27 protein-coding genes and 1 pseudogene are annotated in these 25,545 nt (G+C 44.6%); 24 read left to right on the forward strand and 4 right to left on the reverse strand.

Going from position 1 to position 25,545, the window contains the following annotated elements:
- Nucleotides 1–230 precede the first annotated feature (230 nt).
- The 6 genes from cysK to hemB all read left to right on the forward strand — a co-directional run bounded on the left by cysK (nt 231) and on the right by hemB (nt 7,896).
- Entirely contained in the window at nt 231–1,163 is a 933-nt protein-coding gene (gene cysK / locus LI288_RS10125) for a cysteine synthase A (RefSeq protein WP_022431303.1), read from the forward strand.
- A gap of 86 nt (nt 1,164–1,249) precedes the next feature.
- Complete coding sequence (locus LI288_RS10130) at nt 1,250–1,897, forward strand: precorrin-2 dehydrogenase/sirohydrochlorin ferrochelatase family protein (protein WP_227090304.1); 648 nt, start codon at nt 1,250–1,252, stop codon at nt 1,895–1,897.
- Nucleotides 1,890–4,268: a hydroxymethylbilane synthase gene (gene hemC, locus LI288_RS10135; RefSeq protein ID WP_227090305.1), complete on the forward strand. Its 2,379-nt coding sequence runs from the start codon at nt 1,890–1,892 to the stop codon at nt 4,266–4,268. Before LI288_RS10130 ends, hemC begins: the two co-directional genes overlap by 8 nt.
- A gap of 128 nt (nt 4,269–4,396) precedes the next feature.
- Entirely contained in the window at nt 4,397–5,674 is a 1,278-nt protein-coding gene (gene hemL / locus LI288_RS10140; RefSeq protein ID WP_227090306.1) for a glutamate-1-semialdehyde 2,1-aminomutase, read from the forward strand.
- A 2-nt stretch (nt 5,675–5,676) separates the two neighbouring features.
- On the forward strand, nt 5,677–6,897 hold the full coding sequence (gene hemA, locus LI288_RS10145) for a glutamyl-tRNA reductase (protein WP_227090307.1): 1,221 nt from the start codon (nt 5,677–5,679) through the stop codon (nt 6,895–6,897).
- 21 nt (nt 6,898–6,918) lie between these two features.
- Nucleotides 6,919–7,896, forward strand: coding sequence for a porphobilinogen synthase (gene hemB / locus LI288_RS10150; RefSeq protein ID WP_227090308.1), 978 nt, complete (start codon nt 6,919–6,921; stop codon nt 7,894–7,896).
- Between the two features lie 295 nt (nt 7,897–8,191).
- Here the strand turns inward: hemB and LI288_RS10155 are convergent, their stop codons facing one another.
- The 4 genes from LI288_RS10155 to LI288_RS10170 all read right to left on the reverse strand — a co-directional run bounded on the left by LI288_RS10155 (nt 8,192) and on the right by LI288_RS10170 (nt 9,639).
- Nucleotides 8,192–8,335 carry a type II toxin-antitoxin system RelB/DinJ family antitoxin gene (locus LI288_RS10155; RefSeq protein ID WP_227090309.1) on the reverse strand — a complete coding sequence of 48 codons (144 nt, stop codon included), beginning with the start codon at nt 8,333–8,335 and terminating at the stop codon, nt 8,192–8,194.
- 27 nt (nt 8,336–8,362) lie between these two features.
- On the reverse strand, nt 8,363–8,878 hold the full coding sequence (locus LI288_RS10160; RefSeq protein WP_227090310.1) for a GNAT family N-acetyltransferase: 516 nt from the start codon (nt 8,876–8,878) through the stop codon (nt 8,363–8,365).
- A gap of 60 nt (nt 8,879–8,938) precedes the next feature.
- Nucleotides 8,939–9,277, reverse strand: coding sequence for a hypothetical protein (locus tag LI288_RS10165; protein ID WP_195616672.1), 339 nt, complete (start codon nt 9,275–9,277; stop codon nt 8,939–8,941).
- A 122-nt stretch (nt 9,278–9,399) separates the two neighbouring features.
- Nucleotides 9,400–9,639, reverse strand: coding sequence for a DUF6061 family protein (locus LI288_RS10170; RefSeq protein WP_227090311.1), 240 nt, complete (start codon nt 9,637–9,639; stop codon nt 9,400–9,402).
- Nucleotides 9,640–9,722: 83 nt separating this feature from the next.
- Here LI288_RS10170 and LI288_RS10175 point away from each other — a divergent pair.
- The 18 genes and pseudogenes from LI288_RS10175 to fliB form a co-directional block, all read left to right on the forward strand.
- Nucleotides 9,723–9,893 (forward strand): annotated as a pseudogene (locus LI288_RS10175) (site-specific integrase); the annotation flags it as partial.
- 152 nt (nt 9,894–10,045) lie between these two features.
- On the forward strand, nt 10,046–11,074 hold the full coding sequence (locus LI288_RS10180) for a sulfate ABC transporter substrate-binding protein (protein ID WP_264473955.1): 1,029 nt from the start codon (nt 10,046–10,048) through the stop codon (nt 11,072–11,074).
- Between the two features lie 27 nt (nt 11,075–11,101).
- Complete coding sequence (gene cysT, locus LI288_RS10185; protein ID WP_227090313.1) at nt 11,102–11,935, forward strand: sulfate ABC transporter permease subunit CysT; 834 nt, start codon at nt 11,102–11,104, stop codon at nt 11,933–11,935.
- Between the two features lie 23 nt (nt 11,936–11,958).
- Nucleotides 11,959–12,786, forward strand: coding sequence for a sulfate ABC transporter permease subunit CysW (gene cysW, locus LI288_RS10190; protein WP_227090314.1), 828 nt, complete (start codon nt 11,959–11,961; stop codon nt 12,784–12,786).
- A 21-nt stretch (nt 12,787–12,807) separates the two neighbouring features.
- Entirely contained in the window at nt 12,808–13,866 is a 1,059-nt protein-coding gene (locus LI288_RS10195; protein WP_022431911.1) for a sulfate/molybdate ABC transporter ATP-binding protein, read from the forward strand.
- A gap of 46 nt (nt 13,867–13,912) precedes the next feature.
- Nucleotides 13,913–15,610 (forward strand): adenylyl-sulfate reductase subunit alpha, encoded by a 1,698-nt coding sequence (locus tag LI288_RS10200; RefSeq protein ID WP_334301379.1) that lies wholly within the window; start codon nt 13,913–13,915, stop codon nt 15,608–15,610.
- Nucleotides 15,585–15,899 carry a 4Fe-4S dicluster domain-containing protein gene (locus LI288_RS10205; protein WP_022431909.1) on the forward strand — a complete coding sequence of 105 codons (315 nt, stop codon included), beginning with the start codon at nt 15,585–15,587 and terminating at the stop codon, nt 15,897–15,899. The genes LI288_RS10200 and LI288_RS10205 overlap by 26 nt, the downstream gene beginning before the upstream one ends.
- 11 nt (nt 15,900–15,910) lie before the next feature.
- Complete coding sequence (gene cysD, locus LI288_RS10210) at nt 15,911–16,810, forward strand: sulfate adenylyltransferase subunit CysD (protein WP_022431908.1); 900 nt, start codon at nt 15,911–15,913, stop codon at nt 16,808–16,810.
- Between the two features lies 1 nt (nt 16,811).
- Nucleotides 16,812–18,458: a GTP-binding protein gene (locus LI288_RS10215; RefSeq protein WP_227090315.1), complete on the forward strand. Its 1,647-nt coding sequence runs from the start codon at nt 16,812–16,814 to the stop codon at nt 18,456–18,458.
- A 139-nt stretch (nt 18,459–18,597) separates the two neighbouring features.
- Nucleotides 18,598–19,827 (forward strand): O-acetylhomoserine aminocarboxypropyltransferase/cysteine synthase family protein, encoded by a 1,230-nt coding sequence (locus LI288_RS10220; protein ID WP_227090316.1) that lies wholly within the window; start codon nt 18,598–18,600, stop codon nt 19,825–19,827.
- 28 nt (nt 19,828–19,855) lie between these two features.
- On the forward strand, nt 19,856–20,719 hold the full coding sequence (locus LI288_RS10225) for a 4Fe-4S binding protein (protein ID WP_227090317.1): 864 nt from the start codon (nt 19,856–19,858) through the stop codon (nt 20,717–20,719).
- Complete coding sequence (locus LI288_RS10230; RefSeq protein WP_022431904.1) at nt 20,712–20,960, forward strand: sulfurtransferase TusA family protein; 249 nt, start codon at nt 20,712–20,714, stop codon at nt 20,958–20,960. Before LI288_RS10225 ends, LI288_RS10230 begins: the two co-directional genes overlap by 8 nt.
- 25 nt (nt 20,961–20,985) lie before the next feature.
- On the forward strand, nt 20,986–21,303 hold the full coding sequence (locus LI288_RS10235; protein WP_227090318.1) for a thioredoxin family protein: 318 nt from the start codon (nt 20,986–20,988) through the stop codon (nt 21,301–21,303).
- Between the two features lie 14 nt (nt 21,304–21,317).
- On the forward strand, nt 21,318–21,524 hold the full coding sequence (gene thiS, locus LI288_RS10240; RefSeq protein WP_022431902.1) for a sulfur carrier protein ThiS: 207 nt from the start codon (nt 21,318–21,320) through the stop codon (nt 21,522–21,524).
- A complete protein-coding gene (gene thiF / locus LI288_RS10245) occupies nt 21,524–22,330 on the forward strand; it encodes a thiazole biosynthesis adenylyltransferase ThiF (RefSeq protein ID WP_227090319.1) in 807 nt (268 codons plus the stop codon). Before thiS ends, thiF begins: the two co-directional genes overlap by 1 nt.
- A gap of 36 nt (nt 22,331–22,366) precedes the next feature.
- Entirely contained in the window at nt 22,367–22,777 is a 411-nt protein-coding gene (locus LI288_RS10250) for a M67 family metallopeptidase (RefSeq protein ID WP_022431900.1), read from the forward strand.
- Nucleotides 22,767–23,666: an NAD(P)/FAD-dependent oxidoreductase gene (locus LI288_RS10255; protein ID WP_022431899.1), complete on the forward strand. Its 900-nt coding sequence runs from the start codon at nt 22,767–22,769 to the stop codon at nt 23,664–23,666. The genes LI288_RS10250 and LI288_RS10255 overlap by 11 nt, the downstream gene beginning before the upstream one ends.
- Nucleotides 23,667–23,911: 245 nt before the next feature.
- Complete coding sequence (fliB, locus tag LI288_RS10260; protein ID WP_022431898.1) at nt 23,912–25,111, forward strand: flagellin lysine-N-methylase; 1,200 nt, start codon at nt 23,912–23,914, stop codon at nt 25,109–25,111.
- The last annotated feature ends 434 nt before the right edge of the window (nt 25,112–25,545 follow it).

Here is a 25,545-nt window from a genome sequence, read left to right on the forward strand (position 1 = left end):
CAATTTCTAGTTGACTAGTAGGAATTAAGGCGATATAATAGGGCTAAATGAATTAAGAATGATATGTTGTTGCGGAATTGGAGACAAGTATGAAAAATAATGCTGATGCAATTATTTTTCACACGGCTGATTTATGAGGCAGGCATCATAAATCAGCCCTTATCGCAGAACTGAATCAATTCAGTTCGCGATTCCTCCGGCATTGGTATGCCTGCGGAATGGAGGTAATTATGGCAAATATTTATAAGGGAACTTTAGGACTGATTGGCAACACACCGTTGGTAGAAGTTGAAAATATCGAAAAGGAATTAAATCTTCCTGCCACCCTGCTTGTAAAGCTGGAATATTTAAACCCGGCAGGCAGTGTAAAAGACAGAATTGCAAAGGCAATGATTGAAGATGCTGAGGAAAAAGGCATTTTAAAGAAAGGTTCTGTAATTATTGAACCGACTTCCGGCAATACCGGAATCGGATTGGCGGCGATTGCGGCAGTCAAGGGTTATCGCATTATTCTGACCATGCCGGAAACAATGAGTATTGAGCGCCGCAACATCTTAAAGGCATACGGTGCAGAAATTGTGCTGACAGAGGGCGCACGCGGCATGAAGGGTGCGATTGAAAAAGCAGATGAGCTGGCAAAAGAAATTCCGGACAGCTTTATTCCGGGACAGTTCGTCAATCCGGCAAATGCGGCAATGCACAGAAAGACAACCGGTCCTGAAATTTACAAAGATACAGACGGCGCAGTTGACATCTTTGTTGCCGGTGTCGGTACAGGCGGTACATTAACAGGTGTCGGCGAATATTTAAAATCCGTAAAACCGGAAGTTCAGGTGGTTGCAGTCGAACCGGCAGGTTCACCGGTGCTTTCAGGCGGAAGCGCAGGGGCACACAAATTACAGGGAATCGGTGCAGGTTTCGTGCCGGAGGTTTTAAATACGGAGATTTATGACGAAGTCATGCCGATTGACAATGATGTTGCATTTGATATGGCAAAGCTTCTTGCCAAAAAAGAAGGCGTATTAGTCGGTATTTCTTCAGGAGCGGCATTATATGCGGCAATTCAGCTTGCAAAGCGTCCTGAAAATAAGGGTAAGACGATTGTTGCACTGCTGCCGGACAGCGGTGACAGATATTATTCAACACCACTTTTCATGGAATAAATTTAAAAGTTGCCGCACTAAGTAAAAGGGCTTAGTCCGGCAGCTTTTTTTAATAAAGGATAAAAACGGAAAGGATAAAAGGCACAATGGCATATTTCCCCTTTTTTGTGGATTTGCAGGATAAAAAATGTTTCATTATGGGCGGCGGTGAGGTTGCATACCGGAAGGCGGCGGCACTGCTGCCGTTTGGCGCACATATTTACATAAAAGCACTGACATACTGTGAGAAATTGACTTCGCTTAAAAATACAACGAAAGGACAGACAAAGCTTACGCTGGCATACGGTACGTTTGAAGAAGCAGATTTAGAGGGCTGTCAGTTTGTCATTGCCGCAACCGATGACAGGGCGTTAAACCGCAAAATCGCAGAACTGTGTAAAGAAAAAAATATCCTGATTAATACGGTTGACGATAAAGAATTGTGCAGTTTTTACTTTCCGTCCTTGATAAAGCAGGACGAGGTTGTCGTGGGCATCAGCAGCGGTGGTAACAGTCCGGTTCTGACACAGAAAATCCGCAGAACGGTTGAAAAGGAAATACCGCCGTATTACGGTGCGTTAAATGCACAGCTTGGCGCGGTGCGGGAGCGCGTACAGCGCCGGTTTGAAACCGAAGCGGAGCGCAAAAGCTGTTTTACTGAAATTTTTGAAGCAGGGTGTATAAAGGAACGTCCGCTGACAGCGGAGGAACTGGATACGATAATAAACAGACACAGCGGGAGGGAACATGATTAGAATCGGAACGCGTACAAGTAAGCTCGCAATGATTCAGACGGAGCTGGTAAAACAAAAAATACAGGAACATTTTCCAAAAGAAAAAATAGAAATCGTTCCTATTATTACAAAGGGCGATGTTATTTTACATCAGCCGCTGGCTTCGTTTGGTGGAAAAGGTGTTTTTACACAGGAAATCGAGCAGCAGCTTTTGGACAAAACGATTGATATTGCCGTACACAGCGCCAAAGATGTGCCGATGCAGCTTGCAGACGGTCTGTGTATCGGGGCGGTGCTTGCGCGGGAAGACTGCCGCGATGTACTGGTGACACGGACAGGGATTTCCGCTAAAGACCTTCCGGCGGGCAGTGTAATCGGAACAAGCAGCCTGCGCAGGGAATTACAGATAAAAGCAATGAATCCATTTGTGGAAATCCGCATGCTCAGGGGCAATGTGCCGACCAGACTGCAAAAGTTAAAAGACGGACAGTATGACGGCATTATTCTGGCGGCGGCGGGCTTAAAGCGCCTGCATTTAGAGCAGGAAGACGGCTTGTTTTACGAATATTTTTCAAAGGAAGACTTTTTACCGGCAGCAGGACAGGGCATTTTAGCCGTGGAAATCTGCAAGGACAGCTTAAAAGAAGTCATGGACTGTTTAAATGACGAAAATGCGAGGGCAGTCCTTATGGCAGAGCGCGCCTTTTTAACAGCGCTGGACGGAAGCTGTAATGCACCCTGCGGCGTATGCTGTGAAAAGTCAGAGGACGGATTTTGGATTTCGGGCATGTATGCAAAGGACGGAAAAAATCTTCAAAGAGTGGATAAAAAGACAGACGGCACACAGCCAGCCGATGCCGTTGCACTGGCGGAAAATGTGGCGGCATCATTAAAGGTGCAGACGGTATCTTTAGTGGGCGCAGGTCCCGGTGCAAAGGATTTGATGAGCCTGCGGGCATTGGAGTGTGTGCGCAGAGCCGATGTGATTATTTATGATAATTTAATTTCCCCTTCTATATTAAATGAGGCAAAGACAGAAGCGAAGCTGCTGTATGTCGGCAAACGTGCAAATGCACATTTTATGGAGCAGGAGGAGATTAACCGCCTGATTGTGGGTGAAGCAAAAAAGGGAGGCTATGTTGTGCGGTTAAAGGGCGGCGACCCGTTTATCTTTGGCAGGGGCGGTGAAGAAGCGCTGGCATTAAAAAAGGAAGGAATTCCGTTTGAAATCGTGTCAGGTATTTCTTCGTCCTACAGTGTACCCGCCGCAGCAGGGATTCCGGTAACGCACAGGGGCTGTGCGGCATCGGTGCATATTATCACGGGACATGAAGGAAAAGAAAAAAAGCAGGCCATCGATTATGCCGTACTGGCAAAGGAAGAAGGAACGCTCGTCTTTTTAATGGGACTTGGACGGATTGATGAAATTACGCAGAAGCTTATCCAATACGGAAAAGATGTAAAAACTCCGGCGGCAGTCATTTCCAACGGACTTTCGGCAAGACAGCAAAGCGTGACCGGAACTCTTGAAAATATTGCCGCAAAGGTGCGCAAAGAAAAAATAAAGACACCGGCAATCATTGTTATCGGTGAGGTGGCGGCATTGTCGGAAGAACTGATATTTGCAAAACAAAAGCCGCTTTCCGGCAAAAGGATTTTACTGACGGGAACGCGCAGTCTGATTGCAAAGCAGGAGGACACATTAAAACAGCTCGGTGCGGAAACGGTGGATATCAGCCTGATAGAAACGTATCCTTGCAGAGCGGAACGGACACAGGAAAAATTAAGTACGGTTTCGGATTATTCATGGATTGCATTTGCGAGTGCCATGGGCGTGCATCAGTTTTTTGCCGCATTATCGGAAGTTCATGTTGACAGAAGAAAGCTTGGCGGCGTAAAATTTGCCGTAGTCGGAGCGGCAACGGCAGAGGTGCTGGAAAACTACGGTTATATCGCGGATGTTGTGCCACAGCGGGCTAACGCGGAAACGCTCGGCAGTATCTGGGCGGATACGCTTAACAGAAAAGATAAGGTGCTGCTGGTGCAGGGCAGACAGAGCAGTCCTGTACTTTCAGAACAATTAAAAGAAAAAGAGTGTGAAACGGATAGTATCTGTCTGTATGAAACACGGCAGGATATGCGCAGAATAGAGGAGTGCAGACGCATTTGCCCGGATATGGATTATGTTGTCATTGCAAGCGGCACGGCGGCAGAAGCCTTTAAAGAAGTCACGGACGGTTTAAAGCTGCCGAAAATCGTGGCAATCGGACCGCAGACGGCAAAAGCGTGTGAAAAAGCAGGGCTTTCGGTGACGGCAGTGGCAAAAAAGGCGGACAGCGAGGGTATTGCGCAGGCGGTGTTACAGGATATTATACAGGCAGGCAATGAATGACGGCACACAGGTTGAGAAACCGTTGTAAACGCTGTAAAAATGCAAATGCCGATCAAATTGAAAACGGACACATCTGTGAAAATATAGTGCAGAATAGAAGTCAGGCGGATTTTCAGAAAGGAAAAAAGATGAATACACAACAGTCAGAACAGTTATTTAAAGCTTCACAGGAGAAAATTCCCGGTGGTGTCAACAGCCCCGTGCGTGCCTTTGGCGCAGTCGGACGGACACCGCTGTTTATAAAAAATGCAAAGGGAAGCCATATTACGGACGAAGACGGCAACACCTATATTGATTATGTATGTTCATGGGGACCGGGCATTTTGGGACACGCCCACCCACAGGTGATTGAAGCGGTGCAGAAAGCCTGCGCGGACGGTCTGACATTTGGTGCGCCGACCCGCAAGGAATATGAACTGGCAGAGCTGATTTGTGAGGCAATGCCTTCTATTAAAAAGGTGCGTCTTGTTAATTCCGGCACGGAAGCAACAATGAGTGCAATCCGCACGGCAAGGGGCTATACCGGCAGGGATTATATTATTAAATTTAAAGGCAATTACCACGGACATTCGGACGGACTTTTGGTAAAAGCCGGTTCGGCGGCACTGACGACTTCCGTACCGGACAGCAGTGGTGTTCCGGTTTCGTATACAAAAAACACACTGGTTGCGCTCTACAATGATGAAGATTCCGTCAGAGCGTTAATGGAAGAATATAAGGGACAGGTTGCGGCAATTATCGTAGAGCCGGTTGCGGCAAACATGGGTGTTGTTCCGCCGAAAAAAGGATTTTTACAGTTTTTAAGAGATATCACCAAAGAATACGGCAGTGTCCTGATTTTTGATGAAGTTATTACAGGATTCCGTTTAGGCTACGGCGGCGCGCAGGCGCTGTTTGGCATTGAGCCGGATATGACGACACTCGGCAAGATTATCGGCGGCGGCATGCCGCTTGCCGCATACGGCGGAAAAGCGGAGATTATGGATAAGGTTTCACCGCAGGGACCGGTTTATCAGGCAGGAACTTTATCGGGCAATCCGATTGCCACGACTGCCGGAATTGAAACGCTGCGCATTTTAAAGGCACACCCGGAATATTACACACAGATTGATGAGAGCGCAAAGCAGATTGCACAGGCATTAAGAAATTGGGCGGGGGAAAAGAAAAGACCGTTGCAGGTCAATCAGATTGGTTCGCTGTTGTGTGCGTTTCATACCGATACGCCGGTTGTGGATTATGATACGGCAACGGCATCAGACACCAGCGCGTATGCGGAGTATTTCGGATATATGCTTGACCACGGCATTTACACGGCACCGGCACAGTTTGAGGCGATGTTTGTATCTGCGGCACATACGCAGGAAGATATTGAGCAGACGTGCAGGATTATTTCAGAAAGACCATAAAGATGAGTATACAGTTATTGAGTATCAGCCACAAAACGGCGCGTGCATCGCTTCGCGGCAGATTCGTATTTGACAGCGAACAGACAAAAGATATTTTAAAACAGCTGACAGAGCCTGACGGACAGCAGGAGAATACAGGAATCGAGGAAGCAGTGCTGATTTCAACCTGCAACCGCACGGAGCTTTATTGCAGCGGAACACCGGAAAATCAGAATTTTATCAGAATGCAGCATGTTCTTTTAGCGGCGGCGGGCATTGAAAAAAACAGCGAAACGCATATGGCGGCGTTGGACGCACTTCGCAGATTCTCGGATAAAAATGCCATACATCACCTGTTCTGCGTGGCGGCGGGACTGGACTCGGCGGTGCTTGGAGAAGACCAGATTTTAGGACAGGTAAGAAATGCTTATTTTCTTGCAATGGAGAGCGGTTATACAAAAACGACTTTCCATTGTCTGTTCCAGTCGGCGATTACGGCGGCAAAACGCATGAAGACCGATACAATCCTGTCAAAGTCTTCCATATCGACCGCGGGGCTGGCACTGAAAACAGCTATGGAATGTCAGCAGGATTTACCGGTGAAAAATGTTATGATTATCGGTGCTTCCGGCAAAATCGGCAGTATTGTTTTAAAAGATGCGCTGGATTTTCAGGGATTAAATATTTTTATCACGGCAAGACACGAACTGCCGCATCCGTTACACGGACAGGATATGCGGTACACAGTCATTCCGTATGAGAAGCGGTATGAATATATGCCCGACATGGACATTGTCATCAGTGCAACGGCAAGCCCGCATTACACGGTGATGAAAGAACATTTTTTGGCGCAGAATCCACCGGTGAAAAAGAGGGTGCTTTTTGACCTTGCCGTGCCGGCGGACATTGAGCCGGAAATGTCACAGGTGCCGGAAACCGTCTGCTATTCCATGGAGGATATGCAGGAGCTTGCAAGACAGAATAATGCGGCAAAGTTAGAGGCACTGCCTAAGGCAAAAGCGATTCTGTCAAAATATGAAGAACAGTTTGTTAAAAATATGGCATTCGGTGAGGCACTTCCGGCGATTGCGGCATTGTCAGAAAGGGCGCAGGAGGCACTGGAGCAGGAGAGCGCCTACAGTCTGGTACATAAGTTTGTCTGTCAGGCGAAAAAGAACTGTGATGCCGACGAATTTGTACAATTTACAAAAATTTTAAATAAAATAGTAGAAGTTGAAGTCTGATACGGCGGAAAGAAGGAAAAAATGATTACAAGACCAAGAAGATTAAGACAAAATCCCGTTTTAAGAAAAATGGTGCGTGAAACACGAATGGATGCATCATCACTGATTTATCCGATGTTTGTACGCGAGGGAAGCGGAATAAAAGAAGAAATTCCGGCAATGGAAGGACAGTACCGCTACACCACCGACACCATGCTTTATGCGTTAGAGGATTTGGAAAAAGCGGGTGTCAGAAGTGTTATGTTTTTTGGGATTCCCGATGTAAAAGATGAAGTTGGAAGCGGCGCTTATGCGGAAGATGGCATTGTACAGCGTGCACTGCGTGAGGCGAGAGCGCATTTCCCGGAAATGTATCTGATTACAGATGTCTGCATGTGCGAATATACCTCGCACGGTCACTGCGGACTGTTAAAGGGACATGACGTGGACAACGACAGCACACTGGAACTGCTTGCAAAGACAGCGGTTTCCCATGTACAGGCAGGTGCGGATATGGTAGCACCGTCCGATATGATGGACGGCAGAGTGCTTGCAATCCGTAATGCGCTGGACGACCACGGCTATGAAAATACGCCGATTATGTCGTATGCCGTAAAATATGCATCTTCATTTTATGCGCCGTTCCGCGATGCGGCAGGTTCGGCACCGTCCTTTGGTGACAGAAAGTCGTACCAGATGGATTTCCACAACCGAAAGGAAGCGTTAAAGGAAGCTCAGTTAGACGTTTCCGAGGGCGCAGACATTATCATGGTAAAACCGGCGATGACCTATCTGGATATTGTGCGTGAGGTTGCAGACACCGTCAATGTCCCGGTTGCCGCATACAGTGTCAGCGGCGAATATGCCATGGTAAAGGCAGGTGCAAAGCTTGGCTGTGTGGACGAAGAAAAAATCGTCTGTGAAATGGCAACGGGCGTTTACCGCGCAGGCGCTTGTGTTTACCTGACATATTTTGCGAAGGAAATTGCAGGGTATATCGAGAAGGGGTATATTGGATAATATATAAAATTGATATCAATAAAGGGCTGTACACGAATTACTTAGTGTGCAGCCCTTTATTGATTAATCATGCAGATTCATTTTTTTCAATGCCCTGAGCTGATTACGCTTTGCGTAAATCACATTCAGAATATAGACTTTGGCATATGAATCATCCAATCTATAATAGATATAAAAATTTGGGATAATAATTTTACGTACACCTCTGGAATGCCAAGGTTCCCATTCTACTGGAGCGATACTTGGTGCCATATATGTCAGTTTTTGTATTTCACTGCGAATAGTACGAATGTAATTAAGTGCTACATCTGGAACTAATAATCTGACGATAAAGGGAGTTGATTACAACAGAAACAGGAACACCAAGTTTCTGAAGAATGTCCTCGGCTTCAGTTTTTATAATATTTTCAACACGGGCGCTTACTGTTGAATCTTTCATATCAAACACCTCCTACCAACTTGAATTTCATAAACGCATTTGCTTCTTAAACGCAAACATTCCCTCATTGCCATCACCGACAAAATTGTCCGGTGTATCCGGCATAGGATGTTTTTCATTAAAAAATTCTGTAATATGAAAGCCGCAGACATTCACATAAAAATGAATGTTGCGCTTATCAAAGTACGGCGTACAGGTTTCCCATACTTTCGTGTTCGGATATATCCGTTCCAATTCAAACCATATCTTCTTACCGATACCTTTGCTCTGAACTCCGTTCTTTACAAAAAGCAGGTCAAGATGGTTATGCTGTGTACTCTCATTGATAATAACAACTGCACCGCCCACCATTTCTCCATCGACAACAGCTTTATAGACAGCAGACCCCTCCGCATTCACCGACTGGTCAATGTCCTTTTCAGGCAGAATAACAGCATCTGTTTTCCCGAAAGCATCTTCAAAACCTTTCTGAAATGCTTCCTGCATATCAGACTTGTATTGCGTTAATTCTTTTGGTTCTATACAAACTAATTGGAAGGTCATTTTATATCTATCTCCTCAAAAATACCGATTTTCTTAATTCTACAAACCGGAAGTTTCCATTTATTTCTTTTTGCGGTATTGGGGTTCAATACCTACTACATACGCTACCATAGCCGCAATACTAATAAGCATTGCACCCAATATAGGTATAATAATCAAACCCGAATTCTGCCCATCTAATAAAGGCAATCCAATTAACGTAAACAAAACACCATACACGCACCACAATATGCCCAAAGCACGATTATAGCCTTTCACATCTTCTATGGGCGCTACCTCAGCATTTGCCCAAAAACCGAAAGGTTTTGCTTTCTTGGAATTAAAATCATAAATGCCCATTACAATAAATAATACGCCGATTATTACCCAAATAACAAATGCTATTAATCTTCCTTCCATAATATGTATCCTTTCTTTGTAGTTCTGCAAATTCCGATTTGATAATCTCTTGAACAAGGCTACCATATGGGTAATTCTACCACATATCCATCCTTAATTCATCTAAAATCTTCACAATTGATTTACCATACATCTAAACTATCTTCCGCATCCACCCATGCCTGCATCTCATTATCTAAAGCCAACCGAGAATACTCCATAGGGTTGTCAATGGCAAGAGCATTCAATGCACATTGTGAATTTGGTGTGGTCTTTAAACCATCCTCTGCCTTATTACAGTCAATGCGCAAAATCATATTATCAAAGGTGGTTATATCAATACTATTGCAGTATTGGTTATATGTAGCATATATAAATTTCATGGCTGTTTCGTCCTTTCAAGTTTATTACAGATAAGCTGGTTGTATTGATAAATTGTTGTGTGTCCTAGAATTATCCTTTAGAACGTGAAACTCATGCTTCACTGCTGTTGTTTGCGGGCGTGTCGATTGCCAGTGTTGCAAGAAGACTGGGACATGCCAGTATGACAACAACGCAAAAGACCTATTTACACATTATTCAGGAACTGGAGAATAAAGATGTAGATTTAGTAATGCGCACATTATCGGGATTGTAATACAACATCTAGGAAAAAGAAAACGAAAAGAACTTACGCTGATTATAAAAGCTCTTGAAAAATCTCCCATTTCATGAAAATACTTCTTGACAAAACCCTCATTCTGTTTTACTATCATATAAAACCTACTAGACTAATATGAAATGTAGGAAATGAGAAATGGAGGTAAGCTTGTGAAAAAGAAATTATTAAGCCTTGGGCTGATTGCCGTATTACTGACAGGGTGTCTGACCGGCTGTGGAAGCAATAAAAACAGTGTACGGATGATCAACGTTTCTTATGACCCTACAAGAGAATTATTTGAAAGTTATAATGAGATATTTGCACAGCATTGGAAAGAACAGACCGGACAGGACGTTGAGGTGATACAGTCCCACGGCGGTTCAGGAAAGCAGGCACTGGAAGTTTCTAACGGTCTGGAAGCTGATGTTGTGACACTGGCATTGGAATATGACATTGACGCAATCGAAAAAGCCGGATTGATAGAAGACGGCTGGGTTGATGAATATGATGATGACAGCGCACCGTACACTTCAACGATTGTCTTCCTTGTAAGAAAGGGCAATCCGAAAAACATTCACGACTGGGACGATCTGGTAAAAGACGGTGTGGGTGTGATTACACCGAACCCAAAGACCTCAGGCGGTGCAAGGTGGAATTACCTTGCAGCATGGGGTTATGCGAAGGAACGTTACAACGGCGATGAAGCGCAGATGAAGGAGTTTATCAAAAAGCTGTATCAGAATGTACTGGTGCTGGATTCCGGTGCGAGAGGCGCAACAACTTCATTTGTGGAAAATAATCAGGGCGATGTACTGATTGCTTGGGAAAATGAAGCATATCTTTCCATGTTAGACTGCCCGGACGATTATGAAATCATTACACCGGGTATCAGTATTCTGGCACAGCCGTCCGTTGCGGTTGTCGATTCGGTTGTTGATGAGCGAGGGACAAGAGCCGTTGCGGACGAGTATTTATCGTATCTGTATTCCGATGATGCACAGCGCATTGCGGCGGACAATTATTTCCGCCCGGTCAATGAAGAAATTTTGCAGGAATACAGCGATGTATTTGATTTGAATATGAAGTTAAAGACGGTACATGATTTTGGCGGCTGGGACAGTGTTTCGGCAAAGCATTTTGCCAACGGCGGTATTTTTGATGAGATTTATGAAAAGTAAGCAAATGTGTTTGAGAGTGGAGGAGTCATGAAAAAGAAAAATAAAAGAGTGATTCCGGGTTTTGGAATTTCAATGGGTGTTACGCTTACAATGGTGAGTGTTATCGTGCTGATTCCATTGGCAACACTGGTAATCTATACGGCGCAGATGAGTTTCCCGGAAATCATTGCAACAATAACAAGGGGCAGGGTATTATCAAGCTTTTATGTCAGCTTCATTACCGCATTTGCGGCATCGGCAATCAATGCCGTTATGGGACTGATACTGGCATGGGTGCTTGTCAGATATGAATTTCCCGGCAAACGCATTTTAGACGGAATGATTGAACTGCCCTTTGCATTACCGACGGCGGTTGCGGGTATTTCTCTTACATATTTAACAACCGACAGCGGCTGGATTGGCAGCTTTTTTGCAAAGTTTGGCATACAGATTGCCTATACCAGACTGGGTATCACCTTTGCACTGATTTTCGTGGGAATCCCATTTGTGGTGCGTTCTATTCAGCCGGTGCTTGAAAAGTTAGACCCGTCTTACGAGGAAGCGGCAAGCGTGCTTGGTGCAAGCCGCACAAGAATCTTTTGGAAAGTCATTTTCCCGGAAGTTTTATCGTCCTTATGTACGGGCTTCGGACTGGCATTCGGCAGATGTCTCGGCGAATACGGAAGTATCGTGTTTATCGCAGGTAACAAGCCGTACTACACAGAGATTACACCGTTAATCATTATGTCGGAATTACAGGAATTCGATTATCCGAGTGCAACGGCGATTGCACTGGTAATGCTGATAGCGGCATTCCTTATTTTATTTATCAACAACCTGATACAGGCAAGAAATACAAAAATATTAAACGGCAACCGTTAGGAAGCGGAAAGGGAGGATAAAAAATGAATCAGAATAAACAGTCCGGCTTTGTAAAGTGGCTGCTGATAACAATCAGTGTTTTGTTTTTGTTTGTAATGCTGGTGCTTCCGCTGTTGGTCGTGATAACACAGGCATTTAAAAGCGGGGTAGCCGCTTACTTAAAAGCAGTTACGGATAAATATACCGTCCGCGCCTTACTGCTGACACTCGAAGCGACACTCACCGCTGTGGTTGTAAATACCATATTCGGACTTTTTGCGGCATGGACGATTACAAAGTTTAAATTTAAAGGCAAGAAATTACTGACAACGCTCATTGATATTCCGGTTACGGTATCCCCGGTTATCGCGGGTCTGATTTTCATTCTGCTGTTCGGAAGACAGAGTCTTTTATATCCAATACTCAAAGCGTGCCACATCAAAGTTGTATTTGCAGTACCGGGTATTATCCTGGCAACCGTCTTTGTAACATTTCCGTTTATTTCAAGAGAACTGATTCCGGTGCTTGAAACGGAGGGGACAGACGAGGAAGAAGCCGCAGCGCTGATGGGTGCAGGCGCATTTACGATTTTCAGGAAAATTACTCTGCCGCATATCCGCTGGGCACTGCTGTACGGCATTGTCTTATGTACGGCGCGTGCAATGGGCGAGTTCGGTGCGGTATCCGTTTTATCGGGACATTTAAGGGGACTGACCAACACCCTGCCGCTTCATGTGGAAATTTTATTCAATGAGTTCCAGTATGTACCAGCATTTGCCGTATCATCCATTCTCGTGATTCTGGCAATTATTCTGCTGGTCATGCGGAGTGTGCTGGAGCATAAGGGAAAGACTACGAAAAAGCCGTTATAGCACGGCAGAAAGCAGGAAATTATGTATGTTGAATTAAAAGATATTAATAAAACGTATGCCGGCTATCAGGCTTCCAATCATGTCAGCTTCGGCATTGAACAGGGCAGGCTGATTGCGCTGTTAGGACCGAGCGGCAGTGGTAAGACGACCATTTTAAGAATGATTGCGGGGCTGGAAACACCGGACAGCGGCGAAATCGTCATTGACGGCAAGGTAGTCAACAATATTCCGGCAAGTGAGCGCGGTATCGGCTTCGTATTTCAGAACTACGCGCTGTTCCGCTACATGACGGTATATGACAATATTGCATTCGGTTTAAATGTTAAAAAAGAGAATAAAAAATATATAGATGAAAGAGTCCACGAACTTTTAAAACTCATCAGCTTAGACGGACTGGAAAAGCGGTATCCGAGCCAGTTATCCGGCGGACAAAGACAGCGTGTGGCATTTGCAAGGGCGCTTGCGCCAAACCCGCATCTGCTGTTGTTAGACGAACCGTTTGCGGCGATTGATGCCAAGGTCCGTCAGGAACTCAGAAGCTGGTTAAAGGAAATGATTGAAAAACTCGGCATTACCAGTATTTTCGTTACGCATGACCAGGACGAAGCGATTGAAGTTGCCGATGAAATTATTATTACCAACAAGGGACACATTGAGCAGAAGGGAACACCGCTTGAAATTTACCAGAACCCGCAGACGGCATTTGCGGCGACTTTCTTCGGACAGACGTCACAGATTACCAATTATCAGAGCTTTCACAGCTTTCCGAAAGTGGACAATGTTGATAAAGCCATTATCCGTCCGGAATTTGTCAAAGTATCCAAGAAAAATGAAGTACAGCGTTTCGGTCCTTCGGCTTCCGAAGGCGTTGTGGAGCGCGTGTCTTTCAGAGGTGACAGCTTAGAACTGCTTGTCAATGTAAACGACAATCAGATTATTGCCAAAAGAGGATTGGAAGAAAAAAGTATTGCGGTGGGAGAAAAGGTTGATGTATTCATATATCGGCTGTTTGTAACGGTCGGAGAAAAGGCAATGCTTTTGGAAAACCAGTCACTGGTAGATGATTCAGTATTTATCTAAAAATCAAGATAGAAAAGCCGTGTTGTGCGGCGGAATGGAAGGTGCCATGAAAAAGAAAGAACTCTCAACAGATGTGTTGATTATCGGCGGCGGGACAGCGGGCTGTTTTGCGGCGATGACGCTCGGAAAAGAAAAAAATATCAGCGTTCTGATTGCTGAAAAAGCCAATATCAGGCGGAGCGGCTGTCTGGCGGCAGGTGTCAATGCAATTAATGCGTATATTACGGAAGGCAGAGTGCCTCAGGATTATGTAGACTATGCCAAAAAAGATGCAGACGGCATTGTGCGTGAAGACTTACTGCTTTCAATGTCAGAGCGGTTAAACCATGTAACGGATGTTATGGAAAAAGCCGGACTTGTCATTTTAAAAGATGAAAACGGCAAATACGTTACAAGAGGAAACAGAAATATCAAGATTAACGGGGAAAATATTAAGCCGATTCTTGCAGAAGCGGCATCCGCACAGGAAAATGTAACGGTTTTAAATCACGTCAATATTACAGATTACATTGTGAAAGATAACCGCATTTACGGGGCTTACGGCTTTGATGTTAATGAAGAAATCTTCTATGTGATTCATGCCAAAGCGGTCATCTGCGCAACCGGAGGTGCGGCAGGACTTTACCGTCCAAACAATCCGGGCTTTTCAAGACATAAAATGTGGTACCCGCCGTTTAATACCGGTGCGGGCTACGCGATGGGCATTACGGCAGGCGCTGAGATGACAACCTTTGAAATGCGTTTTATCGCACTGCGCTGTAAAGATACGATTGCACCGACAGGAACGATTGCACAGGGTGTATCCGCAAAGCAGATGAATTCCAACGGCGAAATTTATGAAACAAAATACGGTCTTACAACTTCCCAGCGTGTATACGGAACGGTTATGGAAAACAGAGCCGGACACGGACCATGTTATTTAAAGACCGATGAGATTACAAAAGAGCAGGAACAGGATTTATACAAGGCATACTTAAATATGGCACCGAGCCAGACTTTAAAGTGGCTTGAATCCGGCAAGGGTCCGTCAGAGCAGAATGTGGAAATTGAAGGCACAGAGCCGTATATTGTGGGCGGACATACCGCAAGCGGTTACTGGGTAGACAATAACAGGGAAACAACAATTCACGGACTGTTTGCCGCAGGCGATGTTGCAGGCGGCTGTCCGCAGAAATATGTAACAGGCGCATTAGCCGAGGGCGAAATTGCGGCAGAAGCGGTGCTTGGATTTCTAAAAGATGAAAAGCAGACAGCAGCCAAAGATGTGGACAGTGAAGCAAAGCAGAATGAAAAGCAGGCAGAATACGAGCATTTCTTAAACAATCCGCAGGGACTGCTTACGACCGAACAGCTTGAGGAAACCATGCAGAAAATCATGGACCAGTACGCAGGCGGTATTGCAACGGATTACCGTTATAATGAAAGCCGTTTAGCCCTTGCAAAGGAAAAAATCACATCCCTGCAAAAGCTGGTGGACGGACTTGCGGCAGAAGACATGGACGATCTGCTCCGTATTTACGAAGTCAAAGAACGTCTGGTTGTCTGTCAGGTCGTTATCGCACATCTGCTTGCCAGAAAAGAAACACGCTGGCACAGTTTTGCGGAAAATGCGGATTATCCTGAAAAGAATGCCGATTGGGAAAAATATGTCAATTCCCGCATGAAAGACGGCAAAATAGAAATCATTTTCAGAGAACTGGTGACGGGAGGAAAACACTATGAGCATACGAATTACACAAAATAACTGCGTAGGCTGCGGAAGGTGTATCGAAGCCTGTCCCGGCAACCTGATAAAAAAAGATGCACAGGGAAAGGCAGTCATTAAGCACATTTCCGACTGCTGGGGCTGTACCTCGTGCTTAAAAGAATGTAAGACAGGCGCAATCAGCTTTTATCTGGGAGCAGATATGGGCGGTGCAGGAAGTACGCTGTCTGTCAAGTCCAAAGGGGACATTCGTGAGTGGTGCGTTACATCGCCGGACGGCAGTGTACAGGTTATAGAAGTCAACAAAAAAGACGCAAATAAATATTAAGGAGAGAGAGTATGGGAAATTTATCACATCTTGATGAATTGGAAGCGGAAGCAATTTATATTATCAGAGAAGTGGCAGCGGAATGTGAAAATCCGGTAATGCTGTATTCGATTGGAAAGGACAGTTCGGTTATGCTGCATCTTGCGATGAAGGCATTTTATCCGGAGAAGCCGCCATTTCCGTTCTTACATATTGATACAACATGGAAGTTTAAGGAAATGATACAGTTCCGTGACCATATCGCAGAAAAAATGGGTATTGAAATGCTTGTATATACCAATGAAGAAGGTGTAAAGGCAGGCATTAATCCGTTTGACCACGGTTCAGCCTACACAGATATCATGAAGACACAGGCATTAAAGCAGGCATTAAATAAGTATCAGTTTACGGCAGCATTCGGCGGCGGACGTCGTGATGAAGAAAAGTCCCGTGCAAAGGAACGTATCTTCTCATTCAGAAATGCGGCACAGGCATGGGATCCGAAAAACCAGCGTCCGGAAATGTGGAAGCTTTACAACACAAAGATCCACAAGGGCGAAAGTATCCGTGTCTTCCCGATTTCCAACTGGACGGAAAAAGACATCTGGCAGTACATTAAGCGTGAAAACATTGAAATCGTGCCGTTATACTTTGCAAAGGAACGTCCGGTAATTTACCGTGACGGAAACATCATCATGGTAGATGATGACCGCTTAAAGTTAAGAGAAGGCGAAAAGATTGAAAATAAGAAAGTACGTTTCCGTACACTCGGCTGCTATCCGCTGACAGGCGGTGTGGAATCCGATGCGGAAACACTCGACGAAATTATCGAGGAAACATTAAGTGCAGTATCTTCAGAGCGTACCAGCCGTGTGATTGACCACGAGGAAGCAGGCAGCATGGAGAGAAGAAAGAAGGAGGGTTATTTCTAAAATGAAGGGATTATTAAAATTTATTACATGTGGCAGTGTTGATGATGGAAAATCCACCTTAATCGGACACATTTTATATGATTCAAAACTCCTTTATGCAGACCAGGAAAAGGCACTGGAGCTGGATTCCAAGGTCGGAAGCCGTGAGGGTAAAATCGACTACTCTCTGCTGTTAGACGGTCTGATGGCAGAAAGAGAACAGGGTATTACAATCGATGTTGCATACCGTTATTTTACAACAGACAACAGAAGCTTTATCGTTGCCGATACACCGGGACATGAAGAATATACAAGAAACATGGCAGTAGGTGCTTCCTTTGCAGACTTAGCCGTTATCTTAGTCGATGCAAAACAGGGCGTGCTGGTTCAGACAAGACGTCACGCAAGAATCTGTGCATTAATGGGAATCCGTTACTTTGTATTTGCAGTCAACAAAATGGACCTTGTAGGCTATGATGAAAAGGTATTTGCAAAGATTCAGGAACAGATTGCAGAACTGACAAAGGAACTGGATTTACAGAACGTAACGATTATTCCGGTATCCGCAACAGAAGGTGACAATGTTACCGTAAAATCACCGAATATGCCATGGTACAACGGTCAGGCACTCCTTTCGTACTTAGAGCAGGTTGATATTACAGCCGCAGCCAAGGAACAGGGCTTTTATATGCCGGTACAGCGCGTATGCCGTCCAAACCATGAATTCAGAGGCTTCCAGGGTCAGATTGAAGCCGGAAACATTCATGTGGGCGATGCGATTACAACACTGCCAAGCAACGAGCAGGCACATGTAAAGAGTATCCATGTAGGTGATAAGAATGTAGATGCCGCACAGGAAGGCCAGCCGGTAACGATTCAGTTAGACAGGGAAGTGGACGTATCCAGAGGCTGTGTATTATCCGTAGATTCCGGTATCAAGACAGTCGCAGCCGTTACGGCAACGATTCTGTGGATGGATGATGATGCTCTTGAAAACGGAAAGAACTTCTTTATCAAGCTTGGCACAAAGATGATTCCGGGGCTTGTAACAAAGATTGTTTCATTAATTGATGTCAATACAGGCGAGAAAAAGGAAGTATCTTCCTTACATAAAAATGAAATCGCAGTCTGCGAAATCGCATTTGCAGACAGAATCGTAGCAGATACATTTGCGGCACATAAGACACTCGGTGAACTGATTTTAATTGACCGTGTAACCAATATGACTTCTGCCTGCGGTGTTGTTACTGAACTGCATGCCGATGAAGACGGACTGGAAGAAAAGAAAGTCAATAAAAAGCTTCGTTCAGCTTTAAACGGTCAGAGTGCAGTAACCGTGGAATTTCTGGTAGGACAGCACGGCATTACACTTGAACTGGCAGAACAGGTTGAAAAGCAGTTAAGCGCAGAAGGCAGACATACTTATCTGTATGCGCCGGAAGCCGATGAACCGGTAGAAACCGTACTGCACCACCTGACAGAAGCCGGTGTCGTTGTACTGCTTGTATTAGATGAAGCATTTGCAGGAAAGACTTTTGCACAGGATGACAAGACTTATTACAGAAACTGGCAGCCGGATGGTACGCTTACCGTATCCGAAGCAGCAGAATTTGTAAAGAAAGTATCTTCCTATGCGGCGGGCGTATCCGTACACGGAGATTTTATCTAATGCTGCCAGGGGAACAAAGCCTTTCACCCGCCGGAGCTTGCTGTTATTTTTCCATGAAAAAGTAGTTGACACATGGGAGAATATAGATTATACTAAATTCAACTTGAAATCATAGTAAGCAGATAGGAATAAGAGGGATATGAAATTTAACACACAATTGCTGCATGGAAATGCAATTAAGCGGTATCCTGACGGAGCGACACTTCCACCGATTAGTCAGGTCAGTGCTTTTGCATATGAAACAGCACAGGATTTGGAAAAAGTTTTTAATAACAGGGCACCGGGATATGCTTATACAAGAATCAGTAATCCGGTTGTCGATTCCTTTGAAAGAAGGGTCTGTGAACTGGAAGGCGGAAAAGGAGCGGTTGCCTGTTCCTCCGGGATGTCAGCCGTGACACTTGCCCTGTTAAACATTCTGGAAGCAGGCGATGAGATTATCGCAGGCAGCGGACTGTTTGGCGGAACGATTGATTTATTCGGTGATTTAAAGGCATTTGGCATTACAACCCGTTTTGCAAAACAGATTACGGTTGAGGAGATTGCACCGCTCATTACAGATAAGACAAAGGTTGTCTTCGGCGAAGTCATCGGCAATCCGGGACTGGATGTTATCGACTTAAAAGCCGTTTCCGAGTTTGTACATAGTAAGGGCATTCCACTGATTGTGGACAGCACAACGGCGACACCGTATCTGGTACAGCCGATTGCATACGGCGCAGATGTGGTGGTTCATTCATCATCAAAATATATCAATGGCGGCGGCAATGCAATCAGCGGTGTTATTGTTGACAGTGGTAAGTTTTCATGGGACAATAAAAGATATCCGGGATTTGCCGAATATCAGAAGTATGGTGAATTTGCCTACGTTGCAAAGCTGCGTAACGGAATCTGGAGAAATATGGGTGGCTGTTTAGCACCGATGAACGCATTTTTAAATTTTATCGGAATGGACACCTTAGGACTGCGTATGGATAAGATTTGTTCTAATGCCTTAGAACTTGCAAAGGCAGTTGACGGATTAAACGGCGTAACAGCCAATTATCCGGCATTGGAAAACAATCCGTATAAGCCGCTGGTAGAAAGCCAGTTAAACGGTATGGGCGGCGGAATCTTAACTATGCGTGTCGGCTCAAAAGAAAGAGCGTATCAGTTGATGAACCATTTAAAGTATGCACTCAATGCAACGAATATCGGTGATGTACGAACACTGGTAATTCATCCGGCTTCTACAATTTATATCCACAATACAGAAGAACAGATGCGGGATGCCGGTGTCTATGCAGATACAATCCGTGTCAGTGTCGGTATTGAAGACGGCAGCGATTTAATAGAAGATTTCACTTCGGCAATTAAGGATTTAGACTAAGAAAGCTTTATATCAGGAGGAAGTACAAATGGCAACAGATTATGCAGTGTTAAAAAAGGGCGGATTCATGCGTCAGAAACAAAAAAACAACTTCTCTTTAAGACTTCGTGTAGTCGGAGGAAATCTTACGGCAAAACAGCTGGCAAAGATTGCTGAAGTTTCGGATAAATTCGGTGACGGATACGTACATCTGACATCCAGACAGAGCGTAGAGATTCCGTTTATCAAATTAGACGATATTGACGAAGTAAAAGCAGCATTGGCAGAAGGTGACGTTGAACCGGGCGTATGCGGACCGAGAGTCCGTACCATTACAGCCTGTCAGGGTGCGGCAATCTGTCCAAGCGGCTGTATTGATACATATACTCTTGCAAAAGAACTGGACGACCGTTACTTTGCAAAGGAACTGCCGCATAAGTTTAAATTCGGTATTACAGGCTGTCAGAACAACTGTCTGAAATCCGAAGAAAACGATGTTGGTATTAAAGGTGGTATTCAGGTACAGTGGAAAGAATCCGACTGTATCCAGTGCGGTGTCTGTGTAAAGGCATGCCGCAGCGGTGCAATTACATTAACAGATGGAAAGATTTTCATTGATGAGAGCAAATGTAACTACTGCGGAAGATGTACCAAGGCCTGTCCAACCAACGCATACGATGAAACACATGGTTATATCGTATCCTTTGGCGGATTATTCGGTAATCACATCAACAAGGGTAACACGGTGATTCCGTTTATTGAAGACCATGATAAGCTGTTAAAAGTCTGTGATGCGGCAATTACATTCTTTGAACAGAATGCACAGGCAGGAGAACGTTTTAAGTTCACAATTGACCGTGTCGGCAAAGAAAAATTTGAAGAAGTAATAAAGGAGGCATATGCAAATGGCTGATTTTCAGATAGATGATACAGTAGATATTACAGATGTTGTCTGCCCGGTAACATTTGTAAAGGCAAAGGTAGCACTCGAAGAATTAGATGACGGACAGATTTTATCCATCCGCATGAATGATGGCGAACCGGTACAGAACGTGCCACGCAGCATCAAAGAAGAAGGACACCAGATTTTAAAGCTGATTGACAATGAAGACGGAACTTATGACTTGATTGTCAAGAAGGTTGAAGACGAATAAAAAATACGAAAAGGAAGGTACGGCAATGGCAGAACGAATTCATGCTGGGAATTTTGACAGCAAGGTTTTGGCAGACGCAACATTTGCACTTGTAGATTTTTACTCTGACAGCTGTGTTCCATGTAAAAGAATGTCACCGGTGCTGGCAGAGTTAGAAGAAAGCTATGCCGGTAAGTTATATGTCGGTAAAGTCAATATCGCATATGAACCGGAACTCGTTGAAAAATACGAAGTGTCATCGGCACCGACATTGGTCTTTTTTAAAGACGGAAAAGAAATACAGCGTCTGACAGGTGTACAGAAAAAAGCAGATTTAGAGAAATTTATTTCAGAAAATGTTTAAGGAGGATTTAAAGAATGAAGATTACAGTAGCAGGCGTAGTAAAGGAAGTAAAGGACAATATCACGATTTCCGAACTGATTGCACAGGAAAATGTAGAAACACCGGAATACGTAACCGTTTCAGTAAATGATGAATTTGCAAAGAGCGCAGATTTTGAAACACAGCAGTTAAAAGACGGTGACAACGTAGAATTCTTATATTTCATGGGAGGTGGACAGTAGTGGCTTTTACAAACGACCAGTTAGAGCGCTACTCCCGTCACATCATTTTAAAGGAAGTTGGCGCTAAGGGACAGAAAAAATTATTAAATGCAAAGGTATTAATTATCGGTGCAGGCGGACTCGGTGCTCCGGCAGCATTATATCTGGCAGCAGCCGGAGTCGGAACAATCGGTATCGTAGATGCAGACGAAGTGGATTTATCAAATTTGCAGCGTCAGGTTATTCATACAACAGCAGATATCGGCAAGGCAAAGGTACAGTCTGCAAAGGAAACCATGAACGCAATCAACCCGGATGTAACAGTCAATACATACCGTACATTTGTTACATCTAAAAATGTTATGGACTTAATTAAGGATTATGACTTTATCATTGACGGTACAGACAATTTCCCGGCGAAGTTCTTAATTAACGATGCCTGTGTAATGGCAAAGAAACCATTCTCCCATGCAGGTATTATCCGTTTCAAGGGTCAGTTAATGACCTATGTACCGGGAGAGGGACCGTGCTACCGTTGTGTATTTAAAGATCCACCACCAAAGGATGCTGTACCGACCTGTAAGCAGGCCGGTGTCATCGGTGCAATGGGCGGTGTAATCGGCAGTCTTCAGGCAATGGAAGCTGTAAAGTACATCTTAGGTGTCGGTGATTTACTCACAGGTTATTTATTAACTTATGATGCATTAAAAATGGAATTCCGTAAGATTAAGCTGCCTTCAGATACATCAGGCTGTGCAGTATGCGGCGACCATCCGACTATTACGGAATTAATCGATTACGAACAGGCAGAATGTGACGGCAAGTAGAATAAGCCGAATATAAGACAGGGAAGGAAAACAGATATGGTAAAACTTTCACAAACAGATTATGAAAAAATGGTGGCACACGCAGAGTCAGAACTGCCAGATGAAGCCTGCGGTCTGATTGCAGGAAGAATTGACGGCGATGACAAGATTATTGAAAAAGTCTATCTGCTGACCAATATTGACCATTCCAATGAGCATTTTTCACTGGACCCGAAGGAACAGTTAGCAGCCGTAAAGGATATGCGTGCAAATGGATTGAAACCGCTTGGCAACTGGCACTCTCATCCGGAATCACCGTCCAGACCGTCCGAGGAAGATAAGCGTCTGGCATATGACAGCAGTGCAAGTTATCTGATTTTATCCCTGATGGACAGAGAAAATCCGGTACTCAACTCATTCCATATTGAAGGCGATGTTTCGGAAAAAGAGGAATTTTATGTGGGATAGTCTGATTATCGGCAGCGGACCGGCAGGACTTGGCGCGGCAATCTACGGAAAGCGCGCCGGTCTTTCGGTACTGGTTGCAGAAAAAGAATACATGGGAACCGGTCAGATTGCAGAAAGCGGTCAGGTAGACAACTACCTCGGACTGGTCGGCAAAAGCGGCTATGACTTGGGCGAAATCTTTTTAGAAGATGCCAAAAAGCTGGGCGCTGAATTTTACGAAGGTGAAGCCGTTGCTTTTGAAAAAAAGGAAAACAGCTGGAGCGTTTCATTTGAGAACGGCGAAGTCGTTGAAGCTAAAACAGTCATTTACGGAGCAGGTGCAAAACACCGTCCGTTAGGTCTGCCGGAAGAAGCAGATTACGCAGGAAAAGGAATCTCTTACTGTGCAATTTGTGACGGCGCTTTTTATAAGGGCAAAACGGCAGTCGTTGTCGGCGGCGGCGATACCGCATTAGACGATGCACTGTATCTGTCCGATATCTGTACACGGGTTTATCTGGTTCACAGACGGGACGAATTCCGCGGTTCTGCAAGAACCTTACAGAAAATCCGTGAAAAGGAAAATATCACGGTGATTACCAATGCAGTGATTACTGCGGTTTCCGGAGAGAAGAAAGTGGAAGAAGTGACGTTAAATAACGGCACAAAGTTAAAGACCGATGGTGTTTTTGTGGCAGTTGGCATGATTCCGCACACGGAGCATTTAAAAGACTTTCTAGAGCTGGATACACAGGGCTATGTAGTCGCAGATGAAACCGGAAAGACCTCACAGGACGGCTTTTTTGTGGCAGGTGATGTGCGCACGAAGCATTTACGTCAGGTTATAACAGCCGTTGCAGACGGCGCCAATGCCGCAGTATCGGCTTCGGAATATATCCGTCAATTATAACTTATAACAGTTTTACAGGAAAATCAATATCATTAAATATGTACCCTTCCGGGTTGTCAGGCGGAAATTTTAAACGTCTGGTGGCACGGGAGGGTGATTTTTATTAAGAGGCAGTTCTTGTTTTTTTATTTTTCGTTTATTATAATAGAAATTATGATGTTAATTCTACGATATGCAAATTGAAACATCATTTAGAAAAAATAGAAAGATAAAGCAGTGTTTGTCACTGCGGAAAAGAGGAACGATTGATTCAGCGTGTACCACATTATTATAAAGCATTTCACTGTATAGCCTCAGACTGTCGGGACAACTGCTGTGTTGGCGGCTGGGAGATTGATATTGACGAAGAAACGGCACAGTATTACCTTTCCATGGAAGGTGAATTTGGCGACCGGTTAAGAAATAGCATTACCCGCACCGATGAATACTGTTTCCGTTTAAAGGACGGCAAATGTCCTTTTCTGGACAGCAAAGGTCTGTGTGAGATTTATCAGGTGCTTGGTGAAGATAAAATGGGCGTTGTCTGTACCCAGTTTCCGCGCTATACGGAATATTACGGCGCGGTAAAAGAAACCGGCATCGGACTTGCCTGTGAAGAAGCCGCAAGAATTATCTGTCAGGATAAGGAAGCATTTACATTTAATGAGGAAACGATTTCGGAAGAAGAAGTTTCCGATGCGGAATTTGATGCACCACTGGCAAAGCAGCTTTTTTCCGTGCGCAGTCAGATATTTGAAATGCTCACCGATACTAAAATGTCATTGGAAGATAAGCTGATACTTTTATTAGAAGTCTGTCATCAGTTGCAGGAAGCGGTCAATGTCAATGATACCGCCGCCTGCGCCTGGATTGCGCAAAGCAGTTATACGGAGTGGGGAAAATTTACAGATACAGATACACCAAAGCAGCAAAAAGACCGTCAGGCGAACGTTCCGCAGACAGCACAGAGCGATAGTGTCGATGTTGACCGTCAGGACGGGCTGGAACGCATTTTGTATGCGTATGATGCACTGGAAGTTTTAAATGAGGACTGGAACCGGCAGAAAGAAGAGCTGTTTTCGGTTCTGCACGGAGAAGATTTTTCGGCGCAGGCATATCGTGACAGCTTTGCGCGATTCAAGAGGTCAGTGCAGGAACGTGAGCGGGAATATATTAACCTGACGGCATATTTTGTATTCCGTTATTTTATGAAAGCCGCATACGACCATGACGTATACGGCAAAGCGCAGCTGATTACAGCCAATTACTTAGTATTACAGGAAATGGATTTTCTGCGCTGGATTCAGAACGGTGAAAAATACGGATTTAAAGACCGTATGGAACTCATTCACATTTTCTCAAGAGAAGTTGAGTATTCAGAGGAAAATCTTGAAGACCTTGCGGAAGAATTTTTATTTGACGATATTTTTGAAAAAGAACAGCTTTGTGCGCTATTAAAGGGTTGACAAATGAAGCTGACAGCGTATAATTAATTCTAATAGAACTGAATAGGTGGGAAACCGTTGAAGTGGAGATAACAGCAGAAGATGCGCTTACAGAGAGCCGGGAGTGCTGAGAACCGGCAGTATGCAGTCTGTTAAATGGACCACGGAGGGTATGGTCAAAGAGATAACTTGATTTTGTTTATCTTTAGTATTCCATAACGTAAGGCATACGTTACATGCCGGGAATATGATAGTATTCCATAGAGTTGTGTGACCGGCGGCAGAGCCGGATACAAAGCAAGGTGGCACCGCGGTAAGAAGAACCGTCCTTGAATGAACAGAGTATTTTTGTTCATTCAGGGACTTTTTTTATGTAATAGGAAATTCCGATAGAATTCCCTATTACACAAAAGGCACTACGTGCCGATGATGCACACTCGCGCGAAGATGTAGTT

It is taken from the genome of Lachnospira pectinoschiza (assembly GCF_020564355.1).
GTDB classification, from domain to species: domain Bacteria; phylum Bacillota; class Clostridia; order Lachnospirales; family Lachnospiraceae; genus Lachnospira; species Lachnospira intestinalis.

Bases quoted from the DNA above. Each gene is read 5' to 3' on its own strand.
- LI288_RS10235 (WP_227090318.1), top strand. From the start codon at position 20,986: ATGGCAGAACGAATTCATGCTGGGAATTTTGACAGCAAGGTTTTGGCA.
- cysK (WP_022431303.1), top strand. From the start codon at position 231: ATGGCAAATATTTATAAGGGAACTTTAGGACTGATTGGCAACACACCG.
- LI288_RS10160 (WP_227090310.1), bottom strand. From the start codon at position 8,878: ATGACCTTCCAATTAGTTTGTATAGAACCAAAAGAATTAACGCAATAC.
- thiS (WP_022431902.1), top strand. From the start codon at position 21,318: ATGAAGATTACAGTAGCAGGCGTAGTAAAGGAAGTAAAGGACAATATC.
- LI288_RS10180 (WP_264473955.1), top strand. From the start codon at position 10,046: ATGAGAAATGGAGGTAAGCTTGTGAAAAAGAAATTATTAAGCCTTGGG.
- LI288_RS10200 (WP_334301379.1), top strand. From the start codon at position 13,913: ATGAAAAAGAAAGAACTCTCAACAGATGTGTTGATTATCGGCGGCGGG.
- LI288_RS10220 (WP_227090316.1), top strand. From the start codon at position 18,598: ATGAAATTTAACACACAATTGCTGCATGGAAATGCAATTAAGCGGTAT.
- LI288_RS10170 (WP_227090311.1), bottom strand. From the start codon at position 9,639: ATGAAATTTATATATGCTACATATAACCAATACTGCAATAGTATTGAT.
- LI288_RS10225 (WP_227090317.1), top strand. From the start codon at position 19,856: ATGGCAACAGATTATGCAGTGTTAAAAAAGGGCGGATTCATGCGTCAG.
- LI288_RS10195 (WP_022431911.1), top strand. From the start codon at position 12,808: ATGTATGTTGAATTAAAAGATATTAATAAAACGTATGCCGGCTATCAG.
- LI288_RS10250 (WP_022431900.1), top strand. From the start codon at position 22,367: ATGGTAAAACTTTCACAAACAGATTATGAAAAAATGGTGGCACACGCA.
- LI288_RS10130 (WP_227090304.1), top strand. From the start codon at position 1,250: ATGGCATATTTCCCCTTTTTTGTGGATTTGCAGGATAAAAAATGTTTC.
- cysD (WP_022431908.1), top strand. From the start codon at position 15,911: ATGGGAAATTTATCACATCTTGATGAATTGGAAGCGGAAGCAATTTAT.
- cysT (WP_227090313.1), top strand. From the start codon at position 11,102: ATGAAAAAGAAAAATAAAAGAGTGATTCCGGGTTTTGGAATTTCAATG.
- hemC (WP_227090305.1), top strand. From the start codon at position 1,890: ATGATTAGAATCGGAACGCGTACAAGTAAGCTCGCAATGATTCAGACG.
- LI288_RS10255 (WP_022431899.1), top strand. From the start codon at position 22,767: ATGTGGGATAGTCTGATTATCGGCAGCGGACCGGCAGGACTTGGCGCG.
- LI288_RS10205 (WP_022431909.1), top strand. From the start codon at position 15,585: ATGAGCATACGAATTACACAAAATAACTGCGTAGGCTGCGGAAGGTGT.
- LI288_RS10215 (WP_227090315.1), top strand. From the start codon at position 16,812: ATGAAGGGATTATTAAAATTTATTACATGTGGCAGTGTTGATGATGGA.
- LI288_RS10155 (WP_227090309.1), bottom strand. From the start codon at position 8,335: ATGAAAGATTCAACAGTAAGCGCCCGTGTTGAAAATATTATAAAAACT.
- cysW (WP_227090314.1), top strand. From the start codon at position 11,959: ATGAATCAGAATAAACAGTCCGGCTTTGTAAAGTGGCTGCTGATAACA.
- LI288_RS10165 (WP_195616672.1), bottom strand. From the start codon at position 9,277: ATGGAAGGAAGATTAATAGCATTTGTTATTTGGGTAATAATCGGCGTA.
- hemA (WP_227090307.1), top strand. From the start codon at position 5,677: ATGAGTATACAGTTATTGAGTATCAGCCACAAAACGGCGCGTGCATCG.
- hemL (WP_227090306.1), top strand. From the start codon at position 4,397: ATGAATACACAACAGTCAGAACAGTTATTTAAAGCTTCACAGGAGAAA.
- hemB (WP_227090308.1), top strand. From the start codon at position 6,919: ATGATTACAAGACCAAGAAGATTAAGACAAAATCCCGTTTTAAGAAAA.
- LI288_RS10230 (WP_022431904.1), top strand. From the start codon at position 20,712: ATGGCTGATTTTCAGATAGATGATACAGTAGATATTACAGATGTTGTC.